Source organism: Nonomuraea sp. NPDC049158 (assembly GCF_040648335.1).
GTDB lineage: Bacteria > Actinomycetota > Actinomycetes > Streptosporangiales > Streptosporangiaceae > Nonomuraea.
In genome coordinates this window covers 1-19,436 of the sequence record NZ_JBEZDM010000013.1, presented here as the reverse complement: position 1 = coordinate 19,436, position 19,436 = coordinate 1, and the positions used below count along the sequence as shown (strand labels likewise).

The window sequence follows — 19,436 nt, the reverse complement described above, 5'->3', positions numbered from 1 at the left end:
ACGGGGTGGACGGTGGTCGTCGTGTTGGCGGCCCAGGTCGTGCTCACGTTCACCGGACGGACGGTGATCGTGCTGGAGGGGCAGGCCATGGTCACCGCGGCGGAGCAGGACGTGCTGCTCGTGGCGGACGGCCGGACCGTGGTCACCGAGTCGAGGCAGGCCACGCTCACCTTGGCGGGGCAGGCCGCGGAGCTGGTGAAGCCGCTGCCGATCTCGTCGGCGGCGGCCGCTGGCCCCGCAGCCAGCAGCAGGCCGGAAGCGGTTAGAGCTAGAGCGGTGATGGCGTGCTTGTACAAGGTCGGTCCCCCAGAAATGGATGCGCTGTTGTTTCGGCCGCTGGAGCCTACCCCCCAACAATGGAGCATCTATCTCCCAGAACGATCTGGATTTCTTTACCCTCGAGAATTTTAACCGGTCGGACGATCTGCCATTTCCCGCAATTACTTTTAGACCCCAGATCTTTCTCCAAGTCACCGTACTTACGAGTAATCGACGGCAATTCGGGCAGTCGGCTGAGAATTTCCTCAGCGTTTCTCAGGGATGGCTCAGCCGCCGCGGAGCAGGCTGGTGACCATGGACCGACTGATGAACGCCCCCGCCATCGCCCAAGGACTGCGCAAGGTCGAAGCCAGGATCCGCCGTCTCAGCGGATCGTCCACACTGCCGGGTATCAACGCGGGCGCCGAGCGGATCATCGGCGCCGGCGGGAAGCGGCTGCGCCCCGCCATGACCCTGGCCACGGCGATCGCCTTGGGAAAGCAGCCCGACCGCCGGGTGATCACGGCCGCGGCGTGTGTGGAGTTGATTCACGCCGGTTCCCTCGTACACGACGATCTGATGGACAACGCCACCGAGCGGCGCGGCACCAGAACGCTGAACGCCGAGCTCGGCGACGACAAGGCCCTGGTGATCGGTGACTTCATGCTGGCCAGGGCGGGTTTGGCGGCCATCACGGCCGTGTCGAGACCGGTGGCCGAGGTGCTGGCCGCGACCGTCGTCGAGCTGGCGGAGGGCCAATACCTGGAGACCACCGACCTGTTCGACCCGCACCGAACCGTGGAGAGCGCGCTGCGATCCGTCACCGGTAAGACCGCCGCGCTGTTCCGGGCCGGGTGCCTGGTGGCCGCCGTGTGCGCGGGCGCCTCGCCGGAGGACCGGGCCAGGATGGCGGCGTACGGCGAGCGGTTCGGGCTGATCTTCCAGGTGCTCGACGACCTGCTCGACCTGACCGCCTCCAGCCGGCAACTCGGCAAACCCGTGGGCAACGACCTGCGCCAGGGCGTCTACAGCCTGCCCCTGCTGATGGCCGGCGAGGACGTGTCGGAATTGCTGGGCAGGAATATGACCGAAGACCAGGTGACGAAAGTCCTGCGCCGCCTGCGCGCCGGCGACATGGTGCCCAAAACTCTGGAATACTGCCGCGGCCTGGCCGCCGAAGCGCTCGCCGCGCTACCGGTGATTCACGATTCCGAAACGGCTGACATCCTGCACGCCTTGCCCACGGCATACATAGAGCAGGTTTCGCAAATAACTCTCCAGGCCGCCGTTAATTGAGATTCATTGAAATGATTAGTGGTCGCCCATAGGGTCGCTCGTCGGCAAGCCGCGACGCCCGGTAACCGGGCCGATGGACGAGCACTGCTGACAGGCCCGGTGAACGGCTGGCAAACGTTCTGCAAGGCCGACCCGCTAGGTTTCGGCAGATGAAGGCCCGCATCACCCAGATCTCCACGTACCTTCCCGCAGCCACGCTGACCAGCGACGAGGTCGAGCGACGCATCGAGGGCTACCGGCCGCCGACCGGGATCATCGAGCGAATGACCGGCATCGAGCGCCGCCACGTGGCCGCCGACGATCAGCAGGCCTCGGACCTGGCCGTCGAGGCCGCCAAGGGGCTGGCGGCCGACGTCGATCTGCTGATCTTCGCCTCGGCCTCGCAGGACCTGGTCGAGCCCGCGACCGCGCACATCGTGGCCGCCAAGCTCGGCCTGTCGTGCCCGGTGTTCGACGTCAAGAACGCCTGTAACAGTCTGCTCAACGGGATCCAGGTGGCCGAGGGTCTGATCGTCTCCGGGTCGTACCGCAGGGTGCTGGTGTGCTCGGGCGAGACGCCGTCGCGGGCGATCCGCTGGCGGGTGCGGGATCGGGCGCAGTTCGTGGACGCGTTCGCGGGATACACACTGTCGGACGCGGGCGCGGCGGTGCTCGTGGAGGCCGACCCGCTCCGCGGCATCTTTTATCGCGATTTTTCGGCGGACAGTACGGCGTGGGGTATCGGCACCCTTCCGGGTGGTGGGTCCATGCATCCGCGCGACCCGGAGTACTCCTACTTCCGCGGCGACGGTCGCCGGCTGAAGGAGGCGTTCCAGCTCGTCGGCCCCGACCTCTTCCTCAACGCGCTCAAACGCACCGGCCTGACCTGGGACGATTTCGCGGTGATCGCGGTGCACCAGGTGGCGTTGCCGTACCTGAAGGTACTGTCGCAGGCGCTCGACCTCCCCGAGGACCGGCTGGTGATCACGCTGCCCGAGCACGGGAACTGTGCGTCGGTCACGCTCCCGCTCCAACTCACCCACGCCCGCAGGGGCGACCGTGTGGCGCTGCTCGGCCTCGGCGGCGGCATCAGCCTGGGCATCATGCTGGCGGACCTGTGACCGGCCGCGACGATCCGTCCGAGCGACACGAGACCCCCGAGGAGCGCGAGCGGTCCGAGCGCCATGAGCGGCGTGTCCGGCGTCGGCAGCGGTACGAGACGCGTCTCTACCTCGCCGCCCACCCCTTCGCCTACCCGCTGATGCGGCTGCTGGCCCGCCTGGGTCCGGTGGTGCGGGTGCCGGGTCTGGGTGTGGTGGTGAACGACGCGGCCTTGGCCCGGCGCGTGCTCTTGGACGGTCGCTTCCGGAAGGACGGCCCCGGCTCGCCCGGCGACCTGTGGACGCCCGTGCTCGGCCCGTCGGTGCTGCTCAACATGGAGGGCGAGTCGCACGCCGCGCTCCGCGCCAAGCTGGCGCCGCTGTTCACGCCGTCGTCCGTCGCCACGCTGGTCGCCGACGTGCTGGCCGGCCCGCTGGACGATCTCCGCGTACGCCTGGCGAAAGGCGGCACGGTCGACCTGGTGGACGAGATGCGGCTGCTGGCCGGGGCGGTGATCTGCCGGGTGATCGGACTCGGCGAGGTGCCGGCGGCCAGGGCCAGGCGGTTGTTCGCCGATGGGGAGCGGGTGGTGTCGATGGTCTCGCTGCGTACCAGGGGACTGAACGCCCGCCAGCTCACCGTGGCCCGCGAGGTGCTCGACGGGATCGGCGACATAGCGCAGGCCGCCTACGACGCGGGGGACCCCGCCACGGTGATGGGCCGGATGCGCGAGCTCGGGCTGTCGGCGGCGGAGGCCCGCGGGGCGGCCGGGGCGTTCTTCCTCACCGGGACGGAGACGGTCGCCACGTTCGTACCCAGGATGGTCGCGTTGCTGCACGACCATGACGCCTTCGGCGCCGACCTGGATCTGGCGATCGAGGAGGCGATGCGGGTCACCACGCCGACCCCGGTGATGCTGCGTTCCGTCGCCGAGCCCGTACGCCTGGGCAAGCTCCTGGCCCGGCCCGGCGACCGCGTGGTGATCGTGACGCACAACTGCGCCCGCGCGTACGGACCGTTCGACCCATCTCGCCCCCACCCGCCCGAGCTGCGCCGCCTGTGGTTCGGCGCCGGGCCGCACTTCTGCATCGGCTATCCGCTGGCGCTGGCCGAGATCCGCGCGGTGGCCGGGGTCGTGCTCGCCCGCCCGGTCAAGGTGGTGGCGCGGCGGGCCGCCAGGGGTGTGCTCCTCCCGACCTACAAGCACCTGCTGATCAGGGCCGCATGAGGGTCGGGGTGACCGGGGCGTCCGGTTTCGTGGGTGGCGCGGTCTGCCGGGCGGCCGTGGCCAGGGGCTGGCAGGTGTACGGCTTCGGGCGGCGGCCCGCGGAGATCCCCGGAGTGACGTACCAGGCGTGGGACCTGACCGGCGACGAGCGCCCGGAGCCGGACCTCGACGCGCTGATCCACTGCGCGGGGAGCGTCACCGACTGGGGCCCGCCGGCCGGGATCTGGCGGGCCAACCACACCGGAACCGCGAACGCCATGGCCGCCTTCCCGCACGCCCGGTTCGTGCACGTCAGCACGGCCAGCGTGTACGACCCGCGACGGCCGACGGTCATGGCCCGCGAGCACGAGGCCCCGGTGAGCCGGTACGTCAACGCCTACGGCGCGTCCAAGGCGGCGGCCGAACGCCTGGTCGAGGGACGGGCGGTGATCCTGCGCCCGCACGCCGTCTACGGTCCGGGCGACACCACGCTGCTCCCCCGGGTACTGCGGGCGGTCAGATGCCGCAGACTGGTCGCGGTCGGCGACGGGCGGCAGCGGGTCAGCCTGACGTCGGTGTCCAACCTCGCCCAGGCCTGCCTGCTGGCCGTCACGGGTCCGCTCGGCATGTACAACGTGACCGACGCCGAGCCGGTCGTCCTGGATGATGCGCTTCGGGCCGTACTGAGGGAAAAGGGCATCGACGCGACCCCGCTCTACCTGCCCCGGCATCTCGCCCACGGCCTGGCGGCGATCTCCGAGACGCTCGCCAACGGTGTCTCCAAGCAGTTCGCCAGAGAGCCGCGCCTGACCCGCTACGCCGTCGGCCACCTGGCCGTCGAGCGCACGCTGGACATCACCGCGGCCCGCGAGCGACTGGGCTACGCGCCGTCGCCGACGTCCTTCACGGGTGCCGCATCCTGGTGAACCCGCCCCACTTCCGACACCTCCGCGCCCTCACCGTCGGCTGAGCGCTCCTCGCTACCGACCGAGCGCGCCTCAACACCGTTTGGACCTGGTTTGCGGGCTTCCAGCATCTCCGACTTGAACCACGGCCCGCCGTACCAGAACCGCCACCCCAGGTCCCGCCTGCGCACGTCGACCACGCCGAGCTCCCGCAGCACGTCCTCATAGCTCGACGTGTGCTGGAAATCGGCGATCAGCATCAGCCCGCCCGGACGCAGCACCCGATGCGCCTCCTTGACGGCCTGGTCGCGTCCTTCAGCGGTCGGGATGTTGTGAATGGCCAGGCTGGACACGATCACGTCGAACCGCCCGTCCTCGAACGGCAACTCGCGCATATCCCCCGTGACCAGCTCGACTCGGTCCGACACCCCTTCGGCCTCGGCGTTGGCCCTGGTGACGCTCTCGGCGTTGCCCGACTGGTCCTTGCCGCTCCACAGATCGATGCCGGTGGCCCGGCCGCCGCGCAGCCGCTGGGCCGCGAGCAACAGCACCATCCCACGCCCGCAACCGAGGTCGAGCACCTGCTCGTCACCCTCGATCCGGCCGAGCTCCTCGCCCCACACGACGAACTTCCCCCGGCGGGTCGTGTAGAGGTAACTGCCCGCGCTGGCCAGCGTGTAGAGCGCACCGAGCAGGAACGCGATCCCAGCGGCCGGTACGTCGAAGGCGAACGAGACCGCGACCAACGCCAGCTGCACCACCGCCCCGAAGCAGAGTCCGGCGAGGGCCCATGGCGCGTCGAATCCATAGCTTCCGCGTCTCACACACACGTTATATCTCAAGATGGACTTCACCGAAACTTGCCGCGACACTGCCTTTTCACCAAATCGCCCGCCTCCAAACCGTTACTAACCTTGGCCATAGTTCGTAGAACGAGGGGTTGACCAGGGATGACAGTCAGAACACGCGGGTTCGGCCTCGGCTTCAGCATCGCGCTCACCCTGGCCTCAGCCCTGTTGTGGGGAGTGGCTCACCTGGCCGCCGACCGGCGAAGGACCGGTATCGCCCTCATGGTGACGTACGTGCTGATGCTCGCCTCGATCCTCACCGTGCTCACCGTGTTCAGCAGCAGGCTGCTCTCGCTGGCCGTCCAGCCCGCCTGGCTCACCGCTCTCACCATCATGGTGGCCACGCTCGGGGTCGTCTGGACGGGCGTGATCATCTGGTCGTATCTGCTGGTACGGCCGGCGCCCGCGAACCGCGTGGGCCGCGCGGTGACCACCGTCCTGACCATCGCCCTGTGCGGGCTCATCCTGGCCCCGGCCGTCTACGCGGCCCGCGTGGCCTACGTGTCGCGGGACGTGGTCAATACCCTGTTCACCGCCAACGTCTCCCCCATCGTGTCGCAGGACCCGTGGAACGGCGCGCGGCGGATCAACCTCCTGCTCCTCGGCGGTGACGCCGCTCCCGGCCGTCCCGGCGTGCGTACCGACAGCATGACCGTGGCCAGCGTCGACGTCGCCACCGGAGCGACGACCCTGCTCGGCCTGCCGCGCAACCTGCAGCGCGTACGACTGCCGGAAGGTCCGCCCAGGGACCGCTTCCCTGACGGCTTCACCGGCGCGGGCCCCGACACTCCCGGCCTGCTCAACGAGGTCTTCCAGTACGCCGAGGACTATCCCGAGATGGAGCCGGGCGTACACAAGGGGCAGCGCGGCCCGGCCCTGCTCAAGAAGACGATCAGCGACATCCTCGGCATCCCCGTCACTTACTACGCCCTGGTCGACATGAGGGGCTTCGCGCAGATCATCGATGCGATGGGCGGTGTGACGGTCACCATCAAGGAGCCGATCGTCTACGGCAAGTACCGCGAGGGCCTGTTGAGCGCCGGCACCCGCAAGCTCTCGGGCGAGGAAGCGCTCTGGTTCGGCCGCTCGCGTACGGACAGCGACGACTACGTGCGCATGGGCCGCCAGAAATGCCTGCTCAACGCCGTCGCCAAGCAGGCCGACCCGGTGACCGTGCTGAACAGCTTCGAAAAGCTGGCCGCGGCGACGAAGCGGGCGATCTCCACCGACATCCCGCAGAACGTACTGCCCGACCTGGTGGACCTGGCGCAGAAGGTGAAGGACCACAAGATCAGGAGCCTGAACTTCGTACCGCCGCTGATCGACACCGTCTACCCCGACTGGACCCTGATCAGGCACAAGGTCACCCAGGCGCTGTCCGAACAGAGCTCGACCACCCAGCACCCGCAGGCCGCCCCGCAGACGGGCAGCCCGGAGAACCCGATCACCCTGGACTCGGCCTGCCGTTAGCGGCCCGCCATCAAGTCACCTGCTGTTAGGCGCGTTTGACCAGCAGCGTCACAAACCCGAGCAGGTCGCGGTATCCGTCGAGCCACATCTTCCGGTGCTCCAGCGCCGCGGCCATCGCGGCGTCACCGTCGTCGCCGGGATGCCGCAGCGCCCAGTCGATGAGCGTCCCGGTCCACGACCACTCGTAGTCGTACCATTCCCCCCGCTCGCTGACGTGGGCGTACACGGTGTGATATCCGGCCGACTCGGCCTGTGCCACGGTGCCCGGCAGGTCCGCGTACTCGCCGATCTCCGCCTCGATCTCCCTGCCCGGCGGCCGTTCCCAGAACCCCTCACCCACCAGCGCCAGCCCGCCGGGAGCGAGCAGGCCGCTGATCGCCTCCATCGACGGCGTCAACCCACCGAACGCGTGCGTGGCACCGACACACAGCACCAGGTCGTACGGCTCAGCCACGTACTCGGTCGCGGAGCCATGATGCAGGGTCAGCCGGTCCGCCACCCCAGCCTCCTCCGCCATCCGGCGGGCGTCGGCGAAGCCCGCGTCGGACAGGTCCACCCCGACGGCGGTGGCGTCGCCGTACAGCTCAAGAAGCCGAACACTCCAGACCGCCGCGCCGCACCCCAGGTCCAGGACCCGCGCGCCGCTCGGCAGCTTGGCCCGGCGCAGCAAGCGGATCAGGTTCGCCTCGCTGATCGGGGAGGCGATCGGGTGGTCGGCGTGCGCGATGTGGCTGATCAACTGTCTCTCCATAGGGACAGATCCTAGTTATCCCTCTATACCAACTTGACGTGTCGGGATTTGGAGAGTTTCATATGCACATAGCCGACTTATTAAGTAGGAAATAGGGAGTAGGGCATGAACGCTCGCAGGGTGCTAGCCGCTCTGGCCGCAACCGCACTCACCGCGCTCGTGGCGGCCTGCGGGAGCAGCGCCTCTCCCAGCGGCGCGGCGAAGGAGCTGCGCCTCGGCTACTTCCCGAACATCACCCACGCCACCGCCCTGGTCGGCGTCGAGAAGGGCTTCTACGCCAAGCACCTCGGCGTACCGGTGAAGACCAGCACGTTCAACGCCGGCCCGGCCGCGATCGAGGCGGTCTTCTCCGGCGCCGTCGACGCCACCTACATCGGCCCGAACCCGGCGATCAACGCCTGGGAGAAGTCCAAGGGCAAGGCCATCAACATCGTCGCGGGCGCCGCGTCCGGCGGCGTGTACCTGGTCGTCAAGCCCGGGATCAACTCGGCCGCGGATCTCAAGGGCAAGAAGATCGCCACGCCGCAGCTCGGCAACACCCAGGACGTCGCGCTGCGCTACTGGCTGGACAGCAAGGGGCTCAAAACCGACACCAAGGGCGGCGGCGACGTCCACATCGTGCCCCAGGAGAACGCGCAGACGCTGCAGACGTTCGCGACCGGTGACATCGACGGCGCCTGGGTGCCCGAGCCGTTCGCCAGCCGCCTGGTCATCGAGAGCAAGGGCAAGATCCTTCAGGACGAGCGCGACCTCTGGCCGAACAAGCAGTTCGTGATCACCCACCTCATCGTCCGGCAGGACTGGGCCAAGGCCAACCCCGACCTGCTCAAGAAGCTGCTCGAGGCGCACGTCGAGGCCACCAAGTACCTCAACGACGACCCCGCCGCGGCCGCGCAGACCGTCAACGCCGCGATCGAGAAGCTCACCCAGAAGCCGCTCAAGCCCGAGGTGCTGCAGAGCGCGTTCAAGAACATCACGTTCACGAACGACCCCATCGCCTCCTCCCTCACCGGCAGCGCGGACCACGCCGTCAAGGTCGGGCTGCTCAAGCCGGTGGACCTGAACGGCATCTACAACCTGAAGCCACTCAACGAGGTGCTGGCCGCGCAGGGTCAGCAGTCGATTTCGGACAGGTGACGCACATGACGACGCAGGTGGTCGATCGTACGGCGGCGGTCCGGCTGGAGGCCGTCTCCAAGGTCTACGGTCACGGCGGCAACGGGCTGCTCGCCCTCGACAAGGTCTCACTGTCGGTACGGCCCGGCGAGTTCGTCTGCCTCCTGGGCGCCTCCGGCTGTGGCAAGAGCACGCTGCTCTCGCTGGTCGCCGGGCTCGACCGGCCGACACAGGGGGAGATCTCCACGGCCGGGCGACAGGTCGCGATGATGTTCCAGGAGCCGGCGCTGTTCCCGTGGCTCACGGTCTCGGCCAACGTCGAGATGGCCTTCCGCGCCGACAACCTCGCCAAGCGCGAGCGCCGTACCAGGGCGGGCGAGTTCCTCGAGATGGTGCATCTAGGGGGGTTCGGGAAGAAGCGCCCGCATGAGCTGTCCGGCGGCATGCGCCAGCGCGTCGCCCTGGCCCGCGCGCTCGCCCAGTCCTCCTCGTCCTCCTCGGAGGACGGCGCCGTGCTGCTGATGGACGAGCCGTTCGGCGCGCTCGACGCGATGACCCGCGATTTGCTGCACGACGAGCTCGAACGGATCTGGCGGGAACGGGCGCTGTCCGTCCTGTTCGTCACGCACAACGTCCGCGAGGCGGTCCGGCTCGGCGACCGGGTCGTGCTGCTCAGCAGCCGTCCCGGCAGCGTGGTCGAGGAGTTCCCGGTCGAGCTCGCCCGGCCCCGCCGCACCGACTCCGCGGAGGTCGCCGGACTGGCCGCGAGGATCACCGACCGGCTGAAGGAAGAGGTCTTGCGCCATGGCCACTGACGCAACAGCAGCGCACGGACCGGCCGCACACGAGTCGGCCGCGTACGGAATGGCCGTACACGAGTCGGCCGCGTACGGATCGGAGGCGAGCGATGGCCGTTGACACGCACGCGCGCCAGATGGCCGGCCTCGACGCGCTGGAGCTGGCCGGTGAGCAGCGCGCCGGAGTGGCGTCCCGGGTCTGGGCGAGGATCTGGCCGATGCTGACCGCGGTCGCGCTGGTACTGGTCGCCTGGGAGCTGGTCGTGCTGAGCGGCCGCTGGCCCGAGTACGTCTTCGCCGGCCCGATCACCACCTTCCAGGATCTCGGGCACCGCCTCGGCGACCCCGAGTTCTACCAGGCCGTGGGGACCACCATGCGCCGGGCCGTCACCGGCTTCGCGCTGGCCGTGCTCGTGGGCCTGGTCGTCGGCGCGGCCGTGTCGCGGGTGAAGGTACTGCGGGCCGCCTTCGGCGCGCTGATCACCGGCCTGCAGACCATGCCGTCGATCGCCTGGTTCCCGTTCGCGATCCTGCTGTTCGGGCTGACCGAGAGCGCCATCACTTTTGTGGTGATCCTGGGTGCCGCCCCGTCGATCGCCAACGGTCTGATCACCGGTGTCGACTACACGCCTCCGCTGCTGCTGCGGGCCGGGCACGTGCTCGGGTTCCGGCGATTGCAGCTGTACCGGCACGTGATCCTGCCCGCGTCGCTGCCGTCGTTCCTGGCAGGGCTGAAGCAGGGGTGGGCGTTCGCCTGGCGCTCGTTGATGGCCGGCGAACTGCTCGTCATCATCGCGTACCAGTCGTCGCTCGGCGAGCAGCTGGCGATCTCACGGGAACTGTCCGACTCGCCGGGACTGATCGGCACGATGATCGTGATCCTGGTGATCGGCATCGTGATCGACATGCTGTTCGAGGCCGCCGACAGCGCCCTACGCCGGCGCTGGGGCCTCAATCCGGTGTGATGCGGGTCTCCGCGCGAACCGACTACGCGCTGCGGGCGGTCACCGAATTAGCCGCAGCGCCGCCGGGGCCGGTGCCGGCCGAGCGCATCGCCTCGGCCCAGAACATCCCGCGCCGCTTCCTCGACAACATCCTGCTGCAACTCAGGCGGGCCGGGCTCATCCACAGCCTGCGCGGCCCTGAGGGCGGCTACTGGCTGGCCCGCCCGGCGGACGACATCACGCTCGCCGACGTGATCGCGGTCATCGAAGGCAAGCCGGAGTATCCCGCGCACGGCGGCTACCCGGGCGTCGCGGGCCCGCTGGCCGATGTCTGGAGCGCGCTGCGCGAGCATGAGGAACGCCTGCTCACCGAGGTCACCTTCGCGCAGATCGTCTCCAGCGACTCCACCACCCGCTAGGCAATGAGGCGTCCACTGCCGCAGCGCTGACGATGCGATACCCAAGCAGGTCTTATGCGGTGCTGGACACGCACCACGTCGGGCCGGTGCGCCGCCACCGCCGCCACCCTGCGGATGCGCAGCCGTGTCGAGCCCCCGAGAGGGCCTGGCCGGAATCACCGCTCGGGCGGCGGCGGGCGTATCGCATGGTTCCAGGACCCGGACGGCAACACGTTCGTGACTCCCTGTCGGGGATGTGGTGCCGTTGGTGCCAGGCGTTTCAGGGAATGCGCATGTCAGGATTCGACTGCGACATGCACGTATCAATGCCCTGGTTGTAGGGCGTGTCTGGGTTGAACAGGGCGTAGGAGTACGAGCAGCAGGGGTTGTGGCATTCCCCCTCGGTCGGGTAGTCGGCACCGAACAGGGCCTCGACGCCGACCGCCTCATACGGCCCCGACGGCAGCTTCGGCACCTTGTCGTAGAAGTTCACCAGCCGGAACGTCTGCACGCGCAGGCCGTTGTAGTAGTCCTTGAAATTCGACTCCCCGACCTTGGGGCTGGCCTGGTTGCAATGCAGGATCTTCGCGATGGGTATTCCCGCGAAGCAGGCCTGCGGAACGATCAGGGTCGCCAGGGTCGAACCGAGGCTGTGCCCGGTCACGATGAGCCTTGCGCCGCTCTCGGCGATCTGCGACAACTCGGCCGCGAAGGCGCCCTGGTCGAAACCGTTGAAGACGTCATTGAACCCTTTCTCCACCTGGGTGTTCCTGATGGGCGTGCTTGTCGGCGGGTCATAGGGCACCAACTCGGTCTTGCCGTCCATGATGAAGTCGTCGTCCGTCTGGGACCCGCGAAAGGCCAGGAACACGGTGCTGCTGTCAGGCCCGTAAGCGAATATCGCGAAGGGTTCCGCGATCTTCTTGACGACCGGGGTGAAACTGCTCCAGAACGGGCCGCGGAACCTCCACTGGTCAAGCGGGAACGCCGGGCCGGTGATAGGGCAGCTATCCGAGGGCGTCCAGGAGAACGTGGGAGCACTCGGCTTGCCCGCGGCCTTCCATTGTTCACACATCTCGCAGGCTACGTTGACGACGAAAGAACAGGTTCGGGCGATGTCCAGGTCATAGCCGGGAGGAACCTTGAGTGGCATCTCGTTTCCGTTGGGCACCGGTACTCCTTGATGATGTCGGGACGGTCGACTGCGATCGCCGTGAACCTAACCACCCCGGTTCAGCGCTACTCCTGAGTGCATAGGTTTTGGGCTTATCCATGCCATGTCCATCCAGACCGGCGGCACCGTACCTCGGCCGGCCACCATCGCGACGATCACCTGACCGGCCGCAGCGCCGCACATCAGAACGCCACCCAGTCCGAGGACAACGCTCCACAGCGACGCCCATCCCGGCGCCACCAAAAGTCCCAGGTAGCCGACGAGCAGAACGACCGAGCTCACCGCCGCCACCGCGCGTTGGTCACGTGCCCACCGCAGCGCGGCGGGCACCGCCAAACTGGTCAACACCGCGACCGCCTGGAAGACAAACAGCAGCCATCCCGCCGCGGCCGCACTTACTCCGCTGTCCTGGAACACCTGCGGCACGATCCGGGCTGCCCGTCGCGGTGGACGGTGCCGTGCCCGTGCAGTCGTCATGATCCATCACGTCACACCGGTGATGGCCCGCCTTTCCAGGTCGATGATCGCGGCGAAGTCGGCGGGGTCCAGGTCGTAATTGCAGAGAATGGCCGAGGTCCAGTTCATGTCGAGGTAGACGGACCAGTTGGTGTTGCCACCCGCTATTCCACCGCCGTGGCTTATCACCGGCTGGTTGTGGAAAATGCTGGAGATGGGGCCGTACGCCATGAGGGACTCATATCCGCCGGGGCGGGGCGGGCTGCCTTCGAGAGGAGCGGGTGGGAATTTCCCGTTCACGTAGAGGGCGGTGTAGGCCGGGTTGAGTAGCTTGTGGCTCAGCAGAGCATGCGCGAAACGGACCAGGTCAGGTGCCGTGGAGAAGCCGTTCCCGCCTCCTGTGCCGATGTAGTTGCGCGCTGAGTTGGTTCCGGCGACGCCTCGTGAGCCGCCCTTGTCGAGGTTGCGGAGGCCGTCGATGCGGGAGCCGTCGCTCTGGTACATGTACGGGTGCGCGAAACGCTCGCCGCCCAGCCACTGGGGGCGGACGTAGTAAAGGGAATCCGTCATGCCGGCCGGGCGGAAGATGTGGTCGCGGACATAGTCCCAGAAGGTCTGCCCCGAAACCCGGGCGACGATCTCGCCGAGGACCTCGTAACCGGCAGAGCTGTACTGGTGTTTGACGCCGGGAGGGAAGTCGGGTTTCTGCGACTGGAGGCGTTTTCTCATGGAGGCGAGTTGCTCGGCGATGCTGTAGTGAATCGTCGTGGGAATGTCATCGTCGCGGGTGGGATCGCCCAAGCCGCAGGTGTGGGTGAGCAGGTTGTGGACGGTGACGGTGTTCGCCGTCTCGGCCGGGTAGCCGTCGAGATAAGTGCCCAGCTTCTCGTGGAACTTCAGCTTGCCCTGTTGCGCGAGCTGCACGACGGCCAGGCCGGTGAACGGCTTGGACGCCGAGGCCAGCGGGTAGATGGTGTCCACCCGGTTGGGGATGGATTTCTCCTTGTCGGCCATGCCGTAGGCACGCGACAGCACGGGCTTGCCGCGATGGCTGATCAGCACGGTTCCGGAGAACTTGTCGTCGGCGGCGAGCTGGGCGATGTGCTTGTCGAAGGATCCACCGGGCCGGACGGCGTCGGGGATATGGGGCGCCTGCGCACGAGCGGCTCCCGTGGCGAGGGGAGCCGCCCCCAGCAGGCCGATCGCGGTACGTCGTGACGGTTGGTTCGCGGTCATGAAGGTGATCGAACTCGGCGGCCTGTTTCCCGGCCGTTTCCGCGCCCTGCGGCACCGGCGAAAAGCTGGGCGCGGTCCTCAGACCGTCTCGTCCAGGTTCTCGGCGTAGTAGGAAATGGCCCTGGCGTAGCCGCCCGCCCGGTCCGACTCGGCGACGACCGCGAGCAGCGTACTGACGGCCTCGCGAGCCCGGCCGGAGTTGTAGAGCGCCATGGCGTTGAACGTCCGCAACCCCGCGTCGCCGGGGAACTCCGCCAGCCCGCGCTCGAACGTCTCCAGCGACTCATCCACCCGCCCCAGCACCCGATAGGTGCTGCCCAGGCCGAGGAAGGCGCCCAGCCGGTCGTCGGCGTTCAGCCCGTCACCGGCCAGCGCGCGCACATAGAACGGCACCGCCTCGGCCTCCAGGCCGAGCGCGTCGTGCACCCACGCGGTCTGGTAGGCGACCTCCGCGTCATCGGGATGCCGCGCGGCCAGCGCCACCAGCAGCTCGCGAGCCTCCTCCCGCTTGCCCGCCTCACGCAACTCCACAGCCCGCGCCAACTCGTCGTCCCGCGTGGCCATCTCCCGAAGCCCCGTGGCCTGCGCCAATTCGTCGTCACTCACGCACTCAGTGTGGCATGATGAGCACAACATGAAACGGTAACGGTTTTCATAACCATCAGGAGGGTGCTTATGAAAGTGGCGTTCGTCGGCAAGGGCGGCAGCGGCAAGACGACGATGTCAGCGCTGTTCGCCAGATACCTGGCGAGCCAGGGCGGCCCGGTGGTGATCGTGGACGCCGACATCAACCAGCACCTGGCGCTGGTGCTCGGCGTCGAGGACCCGCCGGAGCCGCTGGGCTCCCGGCTCACCGAGATCAAGGAGCTGCTGCGCGGCGACAACCCGCGCATCCCCTCCGCCCAGGCCATGGTCAAGACGACCCCGCCGGGCCGCGGCTCCCGGTTGCTGAGCTTCAAGGACCTGGCGACCAGCGAGTTCGCGATCACCACGCCCGAGGGCATGCGGCTGATGGCCACCGGCCCCTTCAGCGAGGACGACCTCGGCGTGGCCTGCTACCACTCCAAGGTCGGGGCCGTCGAGCTGCTGCTCAACCACCTGGTCGACGGCGCGGGCGAATACGTGGTGGTCGACATGACCGCCGGGTCCGACTCCTTCGCCTCCGGCCTGTTCACCCGCTTCGACCTGACGTTCCTCGTCGCGGAGCCGACCAGGCAGGGCGTCAGCGTCTACCGGCAATACCGCGACTACGCGGCCGACTACGACGTACCGCTGGCCGTGATCGGCAACAAGGTGCACAGCCCGTCCGACGTCGACTTCCTGCACAGCCAGGTGGGCGACGACCTGCTCACGTGGATGGAGCACTCCTCCGCCATACGCGCGATGGAGCAAGGCCACCATTTCTCCCTCGACGACCTCGAGCCCACCAACGCCGACGCGCTGGCCATCCTGCGCAAACACCTCGACGCGCAGGCCAAGGACTGGGCCCGCTTCGGCCGCCAGACCGAGGAGTTCCACCTGCGCAACGCCCGCTCCTGGGCCAACGCCAAGACCGGCCTCGATCTGGCCGACCAGATCGACCCGGAGTTCGTCTACGGCGGCCGGCCGACCACATGACTGTCCCCTCCGGTCATCTGGAAGCCCTCACCGAGCCCGCCTAGCGTTCGCATCAATCCCCGTTGAGAGGAGACAGCATGTCGCTGACCGTTCCGAACGATCTACTCGATCAGGCCAGAGCCGGCGAGGTCGACGACGCGGCGTTCATCGCCTGCGTCCGCGAATCCCTGCCGTACGCCTGGTCGGTGATCAGCGAGCTGGTCCAGCACCGCGACAGGACCGGCGCCGAGTTCGCCGACAACCAGGTGCCACCGCCGTCCGAGGAGGCCCGCGGCCAGCTCCTGCGCTGCCTGGCCAGTGACGCGATGCGGGGGGCGCTGGAGCGCCACTTCGGCGTCCGCCTGGCCTTCCAGAACTGCCACCGGGTGGCGGTGTTCGCTCCGTCGGCCGCGGACGCTTGGCGAGAGTTCGTCACGCCGCGCGCACAGATCCTCAACCAGGAGCCCGAGCTGGTGGACTGCTAGCTCCATCCACGGCGGGCCGGTCCTCCCGGCCCGCCGCTGAGATGCTGGCCAACGTCGAGGTGTACGGCATTCTCGCTGCGTCTAGAGCGCGTGGAACCGTACATCGACTGAGTCCACGGCGACTCCGCCCCCGTTGGCTCGCGATCGCGTTTCCTCGGTCGAGGTTGACTTAAAAGCCTTTTGGGGACCCCCCTCGGGCTGGTCACCGCACTGCGTGCCGTTGGCCCGCTGAGCTCGCCGTAGACGGCGCCGTTTCAGGGTGTCTCGCGCTGAGGTTCTTCCCACGGCAGGTCGGCGATCGCGCCCACCAGCAGTGGTCCGTTCAGCAGGTCGGCGGTGAACGTCACGCCGGTGAGGCGGGCCGCCATCGCGAACATCCGCGCGAGGCCGTGCTCGGTCAGGTCGTCGTACCGCTGCTCCCACTCCTCCTCCGAGCCCTCTTCCAGGGGCAGGCCGAACTCTCGCATGAGGCCGGCAAGCCGGTCCGTGTCGGCACCGGAGCGGTGCTCGGGAGCGGTCGGGTCGAAAGCCGTGATCACCATGCCGTCGGCGGCGTAGTGGAAGTAGTCGCAGGCGTAGTCATGCCGCGAGACGGACACCACGTCGGTGCCGGCCGACAGCCGCGCCAGCGTCGAGTCGTCCGTCCCCGACCAGCCGGACGATTCTACCGCCGCGCACCCATCACCGGTTGCGACCACTCCGACGTAACCACCTCCCTCACCGCCCTCGGTCACCATCGTGAAGTCGGAGACCGCCAGATCCAGCTCGGCGAAGCTCATCTCCGTGCTCGTGCGGGCGCCGAACCGGCGCAGCACCTCGGCCGGGTCGAGCCCGCGCAGCAAGGTCACGCAATAGATCTCGCCGAGTAGGTCGCCCTGATCGCCGTACGGCGGTTGCAGCCAGCGGAACGGCGCCAGCGCATCGATCGTCATACCGGGATCTTGGCAGGCCCTACCGACATAGTTCGGCCCACTTCACCCTTGCGCGCGTTCCCAGTCAGCGCCACGGCTCTTCAGGGGTGCCGGTTCGCCGGTTGTGGTGATCCAACAGCCTGGAAAGCAGCTTGGTCAAATGCTGTCGCTCCTCGGGTGACAGCGGAGCCAGCAGCTCTTCCTGGGTTTCGGCCAGCCGCTTCTCCAACCGCCGCAGTTGCCGTTTGCCCGCCGAGGTCAGCGAGATGATGTTGCGTCGCCGGTCGGACGGGTCCGGGGCGCGCTCGACCAGTCCGCTGTCGGCGAGTTCGTTGATGGTCGCGACCATGTCGCTCAGGTGGATGCCGCTACGGCGGCCCAGCGCGGCCTGGCTGGCCGGGCCGGACTGCTCCAGCGTCGCCAGCAGGCGGTAGTGGTATCCGCGGGCGCCGACGGCCGAGAACCCGTCGCCCACCAGGCGGTGCGCGTGGTTGGCGGTCTGGCTGAGCAGCCAGCTGGGCAGGCCCTGCCATCGGGCGGGCGTGTCCTCGGATGGGTTCTCCATGTGACAAGTCTAACGAATCGTTCGGCGCACTAATGATTGTGCTATCGTTCGGGACATAAACGTTAGCCATCCGAACGTTAGGCGACTGAATGAATCCCCTTGGAGCCGAGAACATGATCAAGCCGTTCCGCATCGACATCCCCCAAGCCGACCTCGACGACCTGACCGACCGGCTCGCCCGTACCCGCTGGCCCAACGAGGTCGCCGACGCCGGGTGGGAGTACGGCTTCCCGCTGGCGCGGCTCAAGGAGCTCGCCGAGCACTGGCGGACCAAGTACGACTGGCGCGAGCACGAAGCCGAGCTCAACAAGCTCCCGCACTTCACCACCGAGATCGAGGGCCAGAACATCCACTTCGTCCACGTCCGGTCCGCCAAGCCGGACGCGCTCGCGCTGATCCTCACCCACGGCTGGCCCGGCTCGTTCCTGGAGTTCCTCGACGTGATCGAGCCGCTGTCGCGCGACTTCCATCTGGTGATTCCGTCCATCCCGGGCTACGGCTTCTCCGGGCCGACGCACGAGGGCGGCTGGGATGCCTTCCGGATCGCGCGGGCCTGGGCCGAGCTGATGCGCCGCCTCGGGTACGAGCGTTACGGCGCGCAGGGCGGCGACTTCGGCGCGGGCATCTCCCTGGCGCTCGGCGCGGTGGCGCCCGAGCAGGTCGTCGGGGCGCACGTCAACTACCTGCCGACCCGGCCGGACCCGGATGCCGGCATCGAACTGTCCGCGACGGATGAAGCTCGGCTGGACAAGGTCAGACAGCTGATCGCGAACCGGCCGCCGTACCAGGCGCTGCAGGCCCTCACCCCCCAGACCATCGGCTACGCGCTGACCGACTCACCGGTCGGCCAGCTGGTCTGGATCGCCGAGCGCTTCGCGCAGTGGACGGACCCCCGCTCGCAGATCAGCGACGATCGGATGCTCACCGACATCTCGCTGTACTGGCTGACCGCCACCGCGGCCTCCTCAGCGCGGCTACACCACGACGCCCCGCGGGGGCGGACCGTGCAGTGCCAGGTGCCGGTCGGCGTGGCGGTGTTCGCGCACGACATCACGCAGTCGGTGCGACCGCTGGCCGAGCGGTTGTACGACATCAGGCACTGGTCGGAGTTCGAGCGTGGCGGCCACTTCGCCGCGATGGAGGTGCCGGAACTACTCGCTGAGGACGTCCGGGACTTCTTCCTGACCCGCATCGAGTAGGGCTACCGACTCGCCACCCGCTAGCACTCCGGCCAGAACCCGGGATCCGATCAAGGTCATCGTACGGAGCAGGTGGTCGACCCGGCGCCGACCAGGCGGCCCGGCACTCAGCTCACTTCGTTGAACAGATCTTGGAGGGCCTGGGCGGTGACCGCGCGGGTGAGCCAGGTTTCGAGTTGGGCGAGGTCTGTGCAGGTGGTGATCTGGGTGCGAATGTCGTCGGGGACGTTGAAGTCGCGGGCGGCGAGCACGAGCAGCACCGATCTGGCGGCCTCTTCCGCTTTGCCCTCTGTCCGGCCCTCTGTCCGGCCCTCTGTCTTGCCTTCGGCTATGCCGTCTGCTTTGCCGCGGCCGTAGTGTTCGCGGGCGAAGGGGCTGTAGACCGGCCATTTGGTGGACGCGGACTTCATGATCTCCTCCATGAGGTGGCGGATCTCGGGCGCGGACATGTCGTAAGCGTATTCATAGTAATCCGGAGCGTGTTCGTCGGTCACGTCCGGCAGCGCGGCGGTGAACGCCTCGATGACCTTGCGGTCGCGTCCGTGGACCATGACCGACATAGCGGCAAGGTCCAGGTGGGCGGCGGCCTCTTGGGGGTCCGTGATGGCCGGGATGCCGTCCGGCCCCAGCACCCAGGGTCGCAGGCGGAAGCCGGTCAGCCCGGACTCGATCGGCTGCGCGTAATGGGCGGCGACTTTGCGGTCGGGGCAGATGACCAGGACCGAGACGTCACAGCCCAGCATG

Annotated in this window: 22 protein-coding genes; 12 read left to right on the top strand and 10 right to left on the bottom strand. The window is 68.2% G+C overall.

Annotated features, from left to right (window positions below; all coding sequences use genetic code 11):
• The coding region (locus AB0B61_RS26980) for a hypothetical protein (RefSeq protein ID WP_358437135.1) at positions 1 to 296 on the bottom strand (296 nt) is incomplete at its 3' end.
• Positions 297 to 573: 277 nt separating this feature from the next.
• On the opposite strand from AB0B61_RS26980, the gene AB0B61_RS26975 reads away from it, so the two are divergent.
• The 4 genes from AB0B61_RS26975 to AB0B61_RS26960 all read left to right on the top strand — a co-directional run bounded on the left by AB0B61_RS26975 (position 574) and on the right by AB0B61_RS26960 (position 4,767).
• Positions 574 to 1,554, top strand: coding sequence for a polyprenyl synthetase family protein (locus AB0B61_RS26975; protein WP_358437133.1), 981 nt, complete (start codon positions 574 to 576; stop codon positions 1,552 to 1,554).
• Positions 1,555 to 1,703: 149 nt separating this feature from the next.
• Positions 1,704 to 2,654, top strand: a complete 951-nt coding sequence (locus AB0B61_RS26970; protein WP_358437130.1) for a ketoacyl-ACP synthase III — start codon at positions 1,704 to 1,706, stop codon at positions 2,652 to 2,654.
• A complete protein-coding gene (locus AB0B61_RS26965; RefSeq protein WP_358437127.1) occupies positions 2,651 to 3,862 on the top strand; it encodes a cytochrome P450 in 1,212 nt (403 codons plus the stop codon). The genes AB0B61_RS26970 and AB0B61_RS26965 overlap by 4 nt, the downstream gene beginning before the upstream one ends.
• Entirely contained in the window at positions 3,859 to 4,767 is a 909-nt protein-coding gene (locus AB0B61_RS26960; RefSeq protein ID WP_358437124.1) for an NAD-dependent epimerase/dehydratase family protein, read from the top strand. The genes AB0B61_RS26965 and AB0B61_RS26960 overlap by 4 nt, the downstream gene beginning before the upstream one ends.
• On the opposite strand, the gene AB0B61_RS26955 is transcribed toward AB0B61_RS26960, so the two are convergent.
• Complete coding sequence (locus tag AB0B61_RS26955; protein ID WP_358437121.1) at positions 4,722 to 5,570, bottom strand: class I SAM-dependent methyltransferase; 849 nt, start codon at positions 5,568 to 5,570, stop codon at positions 4,722 to 4,724. The two genes, AB0B61_RS26960 and AB0B61_RS26955, sit on opposite strands and share 46 nt — an antisense overlap.
• A 126-nt stretch (positions 5,571 to 5,696) precedes the next feature.
• On the opposite strand from AB0B61_RS26955, the gene AB0B61_RS26950 reads away from it, so the two are divergent.
• Positions 5,697 to 7,064, top strand: coding sequence for an LCP family protein (locus AB0B61_RS26950; protein ID WP_358437119.1), 1,368 nt, complete (start codon positions 5,697 to 5,699; stop codon positions 7,062 to 7,064).
• A 25-nt stretch (positions 7,065 to 7,089) separates the two neighbouring features.
• On the opposite strand, the gene AB0B61_RS26945 is transcribed toward AB0B61_RS26950, so the two are convergent.
• Positions 7,090 to 7,815, bottom strand: coding sequence for a class I SAM-dependent methyltransferase (locus tag AB0B61_RS26945; protein WP_358437117.1), 726 nt, complete (start codon positions 7,813 to 7,815; stop codon positions 7,090 to 7,092).
• A 105-nt stretch (positions 7,816 to 7,920) separates the two neighbouring features.
• On the opposite strand from AB0B61_RS26945, the gene AB0B61_RS26940 reads away from it, so the two are divergent.
• The 4 genes from AB0B61_RS26940 to AB0B61_RS26925 all read left to right on the top strand — a co-directional run bounded on the left by AB0B61_RS26940 (position 7,921) and on the right by AB0B61_RS26925 (position 11,091).
• Positions 7,921 to 8,952: an ABC transporter substrate-binding protein gene (locus AB0B61_RS26940; protein ID WP_358437114.1), complete on the top strand. Its 1,032-nt coding sequence runs from the start codon at positions 7,921 to 7,923 to the stop codon at positions 8,950 to 8,952.
• 5 nt (positions 8,953 to 8,957) lie between these two features.
• The gene (locus tag AB0B61_RS26935) at positions 8,958 to 9,746 is read left to right on the top strand and encodes an ABC transporter ATP-binding protein (protein WP_358437111.1); all 789 of its coding nucleotides are present in this window, start codon (positions 8,958 to 8,960) and stop codon (positions 9,744 to 9,746) included.
• Between the two features lie 92 nt (positions 9,747 to 9,838).
• Entirely contained in the window at positions 9,839 to 10,693 is an 855-nt protein-coding gene (locus tag AB0B61_RS26930) for an ABC transporter permease (RefSeq protein WP_358437108.1), read from the top strand.
• The gene (locus tag AB0B61_RS26925) at positions 10,693 to 11,091 is read left to right on the top strand and encodes an Rrf2 family transcriptional regulator (protein ID WP_358437105.1); all 399 of its coding nucleotides are present in this window, start codon (positions 10,693 to 10,695) and stop codon (positions 11,089 to 11,091) included. Before AB0B61_RS26930 ends, AB0B61_RS26925 begins: the two co-directional genes overlap by 1 nt.
• Positions 11,092 to 11,350: 259 nt before the next feature.
• On the opposite strand, the gene AB0B61_RS26920 is transcribed toward AB0B61_RS26925, so the two are convergent.
• From AB0B61_RS26920 to AB0B61_RS26905, 4 genes are all read right to left on the bottom strand, one after another.
• Complete coding sequence (locus AB0B61_RS26920; protein ID WP_358437103.1) at positions 11,351 to 12,241, bottom strand: lipase family protein; 891 nt, start codon at positions 12,239 to 12,241, stop codon at positions 11,351 to 11,353.
• Positions 12,242 to 12,289: 48 nt separating this feature from the next.
• The gene (locus tag AB0B61_RS26915; protein ID WP_358437100.1) at positions 12,290 to 12,661 is read right to left on the bottom strand and encodes a hypothetical protein; all 372 of its coding nucleotides are present in this window, start codon (positions 12,659 to 12,661) and stop codon (positions 12,290 to 12,292) included.
• Positions 12,662 to 12,727: 66 nt separating this feature from the next.
• Entirely contained in the window at positions 12,728 to 13,936 is a 1,209-nt protein-coding gene (locus AB0B61_RS26910; protein WP_358437098.1) for a serine hydrolase domain-containing protein, read from the bottom strand.
• A 78-nt stretch (positions 13,937 to 14,014) separates the two neighbouring features.
• Positions 14,015 to 14,542: a tetratricopeptide repeat protein gene (locus AB0B61_RS26905; RefSeq protein ID WP_358437095.1), complete on the bottom strand. Its 528-nt coding sequence runs from the start codon at positions 14,540 to 14,542 to the stop codon at positions 14,015 to 14,017.
• A 69-nt stretch (positions 14,543 to 14,611) separates the two neighbouring features.
• On the opposite strand from AB0B61_RS26905, the gene AB0B61_RS26900 reads away from it, so the two are divergent.
• Positions 14,612 to 15,553: an ArsA-related P-loop ATPase gene (locus AB0B61_RS26900; protein WP_358437092.1), complete on the top strand. Its 942-nt coding sequence runs from the start codon at positions 14,612 to 14,614 to the stop codon at positions 15,551 to 15,553.
• Between the two features lie 77 nt (positions 15,554 to 15,630).
• Positions 15,631 to 16,017 (top strand): SCO5389 family protein, encoded by a 387-nt coding sequence (locus AB0B61_RS26895; protein ID WP_358437089.1) that lies wholly within the window; start codon positions 15,631 to 15,633, stop codon positions 16,015 to 16,017.
• A 254-nt stretch (positions 16,018 to 16,271) separates the two neighbouring features.
• Here the strand turns inward: AB0B61_RS26895 and AB0B61_RS26890 are convergent, their stop codons facing one another.
• Both AB0B61_RS26890 and AB0B61_RS26885 read right to left on the bottom strand, forming a co-directional pair.
• Positions 16,272 to 16,949 carry a DUF6461 domain-containing protein gene (locus AB0B61_RS26890; protein ID WP_358437086.1) on the bottom strand — a complete coding sequence of 226 codons (678 nt, stop codon included), beginning with the start codon at positions 16,947 to 16,949 and terminating at the stop codon, positions 16,272 to 16,274.
• Between the two features lie 64 nt (positions 16,950 to 17,013).
• Entirely contained in the window at positions 17,014 to 17,493 is a 480-nt protein-coding gene (locus AB0B61_RS26885; protein ID WP_358437083.1) for a MarR family transcriptional regulator, read from the bottom strand.
• A gap of 113 nt (positions 17,494 to 17,606) precedes the next feature.
• On the opposite strand from AB0B61_RS26885, the gene AB0B61_RS26880 reads away from it, so the two are divergent.
• Positions 17,607 to 18,692 carry an epoxide hydrolase family protein gene (locus tag AB0B61_RS26880; RefSeq protein ID WP_358437826.1) on the top strand — a complete coding sequence of 362 codons (1,086 nt, stop codon included), beginning with the start codon at positions 17,607 to 17,609 and terminating at the stop codon, positions 18,690 to 18,692.
• 107 nt (positions 18,693 to 18,799) lie between these two features.
• Here the strand turns inward: AB0B61_RS26880 and AB0B61_RS26875 are convergent.
• Positions 18,800 to 19,436: hypothetical protein (locus AB0B61_RS26875; RefSeq protein ID WP_358437080.1), on the bottom strand; the 637-nt coding region annotated here is incomplete at its 5' end.

Excerpts from the sequence above, each read along its gene's own strand:
- AB0B61_RS26935 (WP_358437111.1), top strand. The coding sequence starts at position 8,958 with ATGACGACGCAGGTGGTCGATCGTACGGCGGCGGTCCGGCTGGAGGCC.
- AB0B61_RS26975 (WP_358437133.1), top strand. The coding sequence starts at position 574 with ATGGACCGACTGATGAACGCCCCCGCCATCGCCCAAGGACTGCGCAAG.
- AB0B61_RS26940 (WP_358437114.1), top strand. The coding sequence starts at position 7,921 with ATGAACGCTCGCAGGGTGCTAGCCGCTCTGGCCGCAACCGCACTCACC.
- AB0B61_RS26945 (WP_358437117.1), bottom strand. The coding sequence starts at position 7,815 with ATGGAGAGACAGTTGATCAGCCACATCGCGCACGCCGACCACCCGATC.
- AB0B61_RS26910 (WP_358437098.1), bottom strand. The coding sequence starts at position 13,936 with ATGACCGCGAACCAACCGTCACGACGTACCGCGATCGGCCTGCTGGGG.
- AB0B61_RS26925 (WP_358437105.1), top strand. The coding sequence starts at position 10,693 with ATGCGGGTCTCCGCGCGAACCGACTACGCGCTGCGGGCGGTCACCGAA.
- AB0B61_RS26930 (WP_358437108.1), top strand. The coding sequence starts at position 9,839 with ATGGCCGTTGACACGCACGCGCGCCAGATGGCCGGCCTCGACGCGCTG.
- AB0B61_RS26890 (WP_358437086.1), bottom strand. The coding sequence starts at position 16,949 with ATGACGATCGATGCGCTGGCGCCGTTCCGCTGGCTGCAACCGCCGTAC.
- AB0B61_RS26950 (WP_358437119.1), top strand. The coding sequence starts at position 5,697 with ATGACAGTCAGAACACGCGGGTTCGGCCTCGGCTTCAGCATCGCGCTC.
- AB0B61_RS26900 (WP_358437092.1), top strand. The coding sequence starts at position 14,612 with ATGAAAGTGGCGTTCGTCGGCAAGGGCGGCAGCGGCAAGACGACGATG.
- AB0B61_RS26895 (WP_358437089.1), top strand. The coding sequence starts at position 15,631 with ATGTCGCTGACCGTTCCGAACGATCTACTCGATCAGGCCAGAGCCGGC.
- AB0B61_RS26960 (WP_358437124.1), top strand. The coding sequence starts at position 3,859 with ATGAGGGTCGGGGTGACCGGGGCGTCCGGTTTCGTGGGTGGCGCGGTC.
- AB0B61_RS26885 (WP_358437083.1), bottom strand. The coding sequence starts at position 17,493 with ATGGAGAACCCATCCGAGGACACGCCCGCCCGATGGCAGGGCCTGCCC.
- AB0B61_RS26970 (WP_358437130.1), top strand. The coding sequence starts at position 1,704 with ATGAAGGCCCGCATCACCCAGATCTCCACGTACCTTCCCGCAGCCACG.
- AB0B61_RS26880 (WP_358437826.1), top strand. The coding sequence starts at position 17,607 with ATGATCAAGCCGTTCCGCATCGACATCCCCCAAGCCGACCTCGACGAC.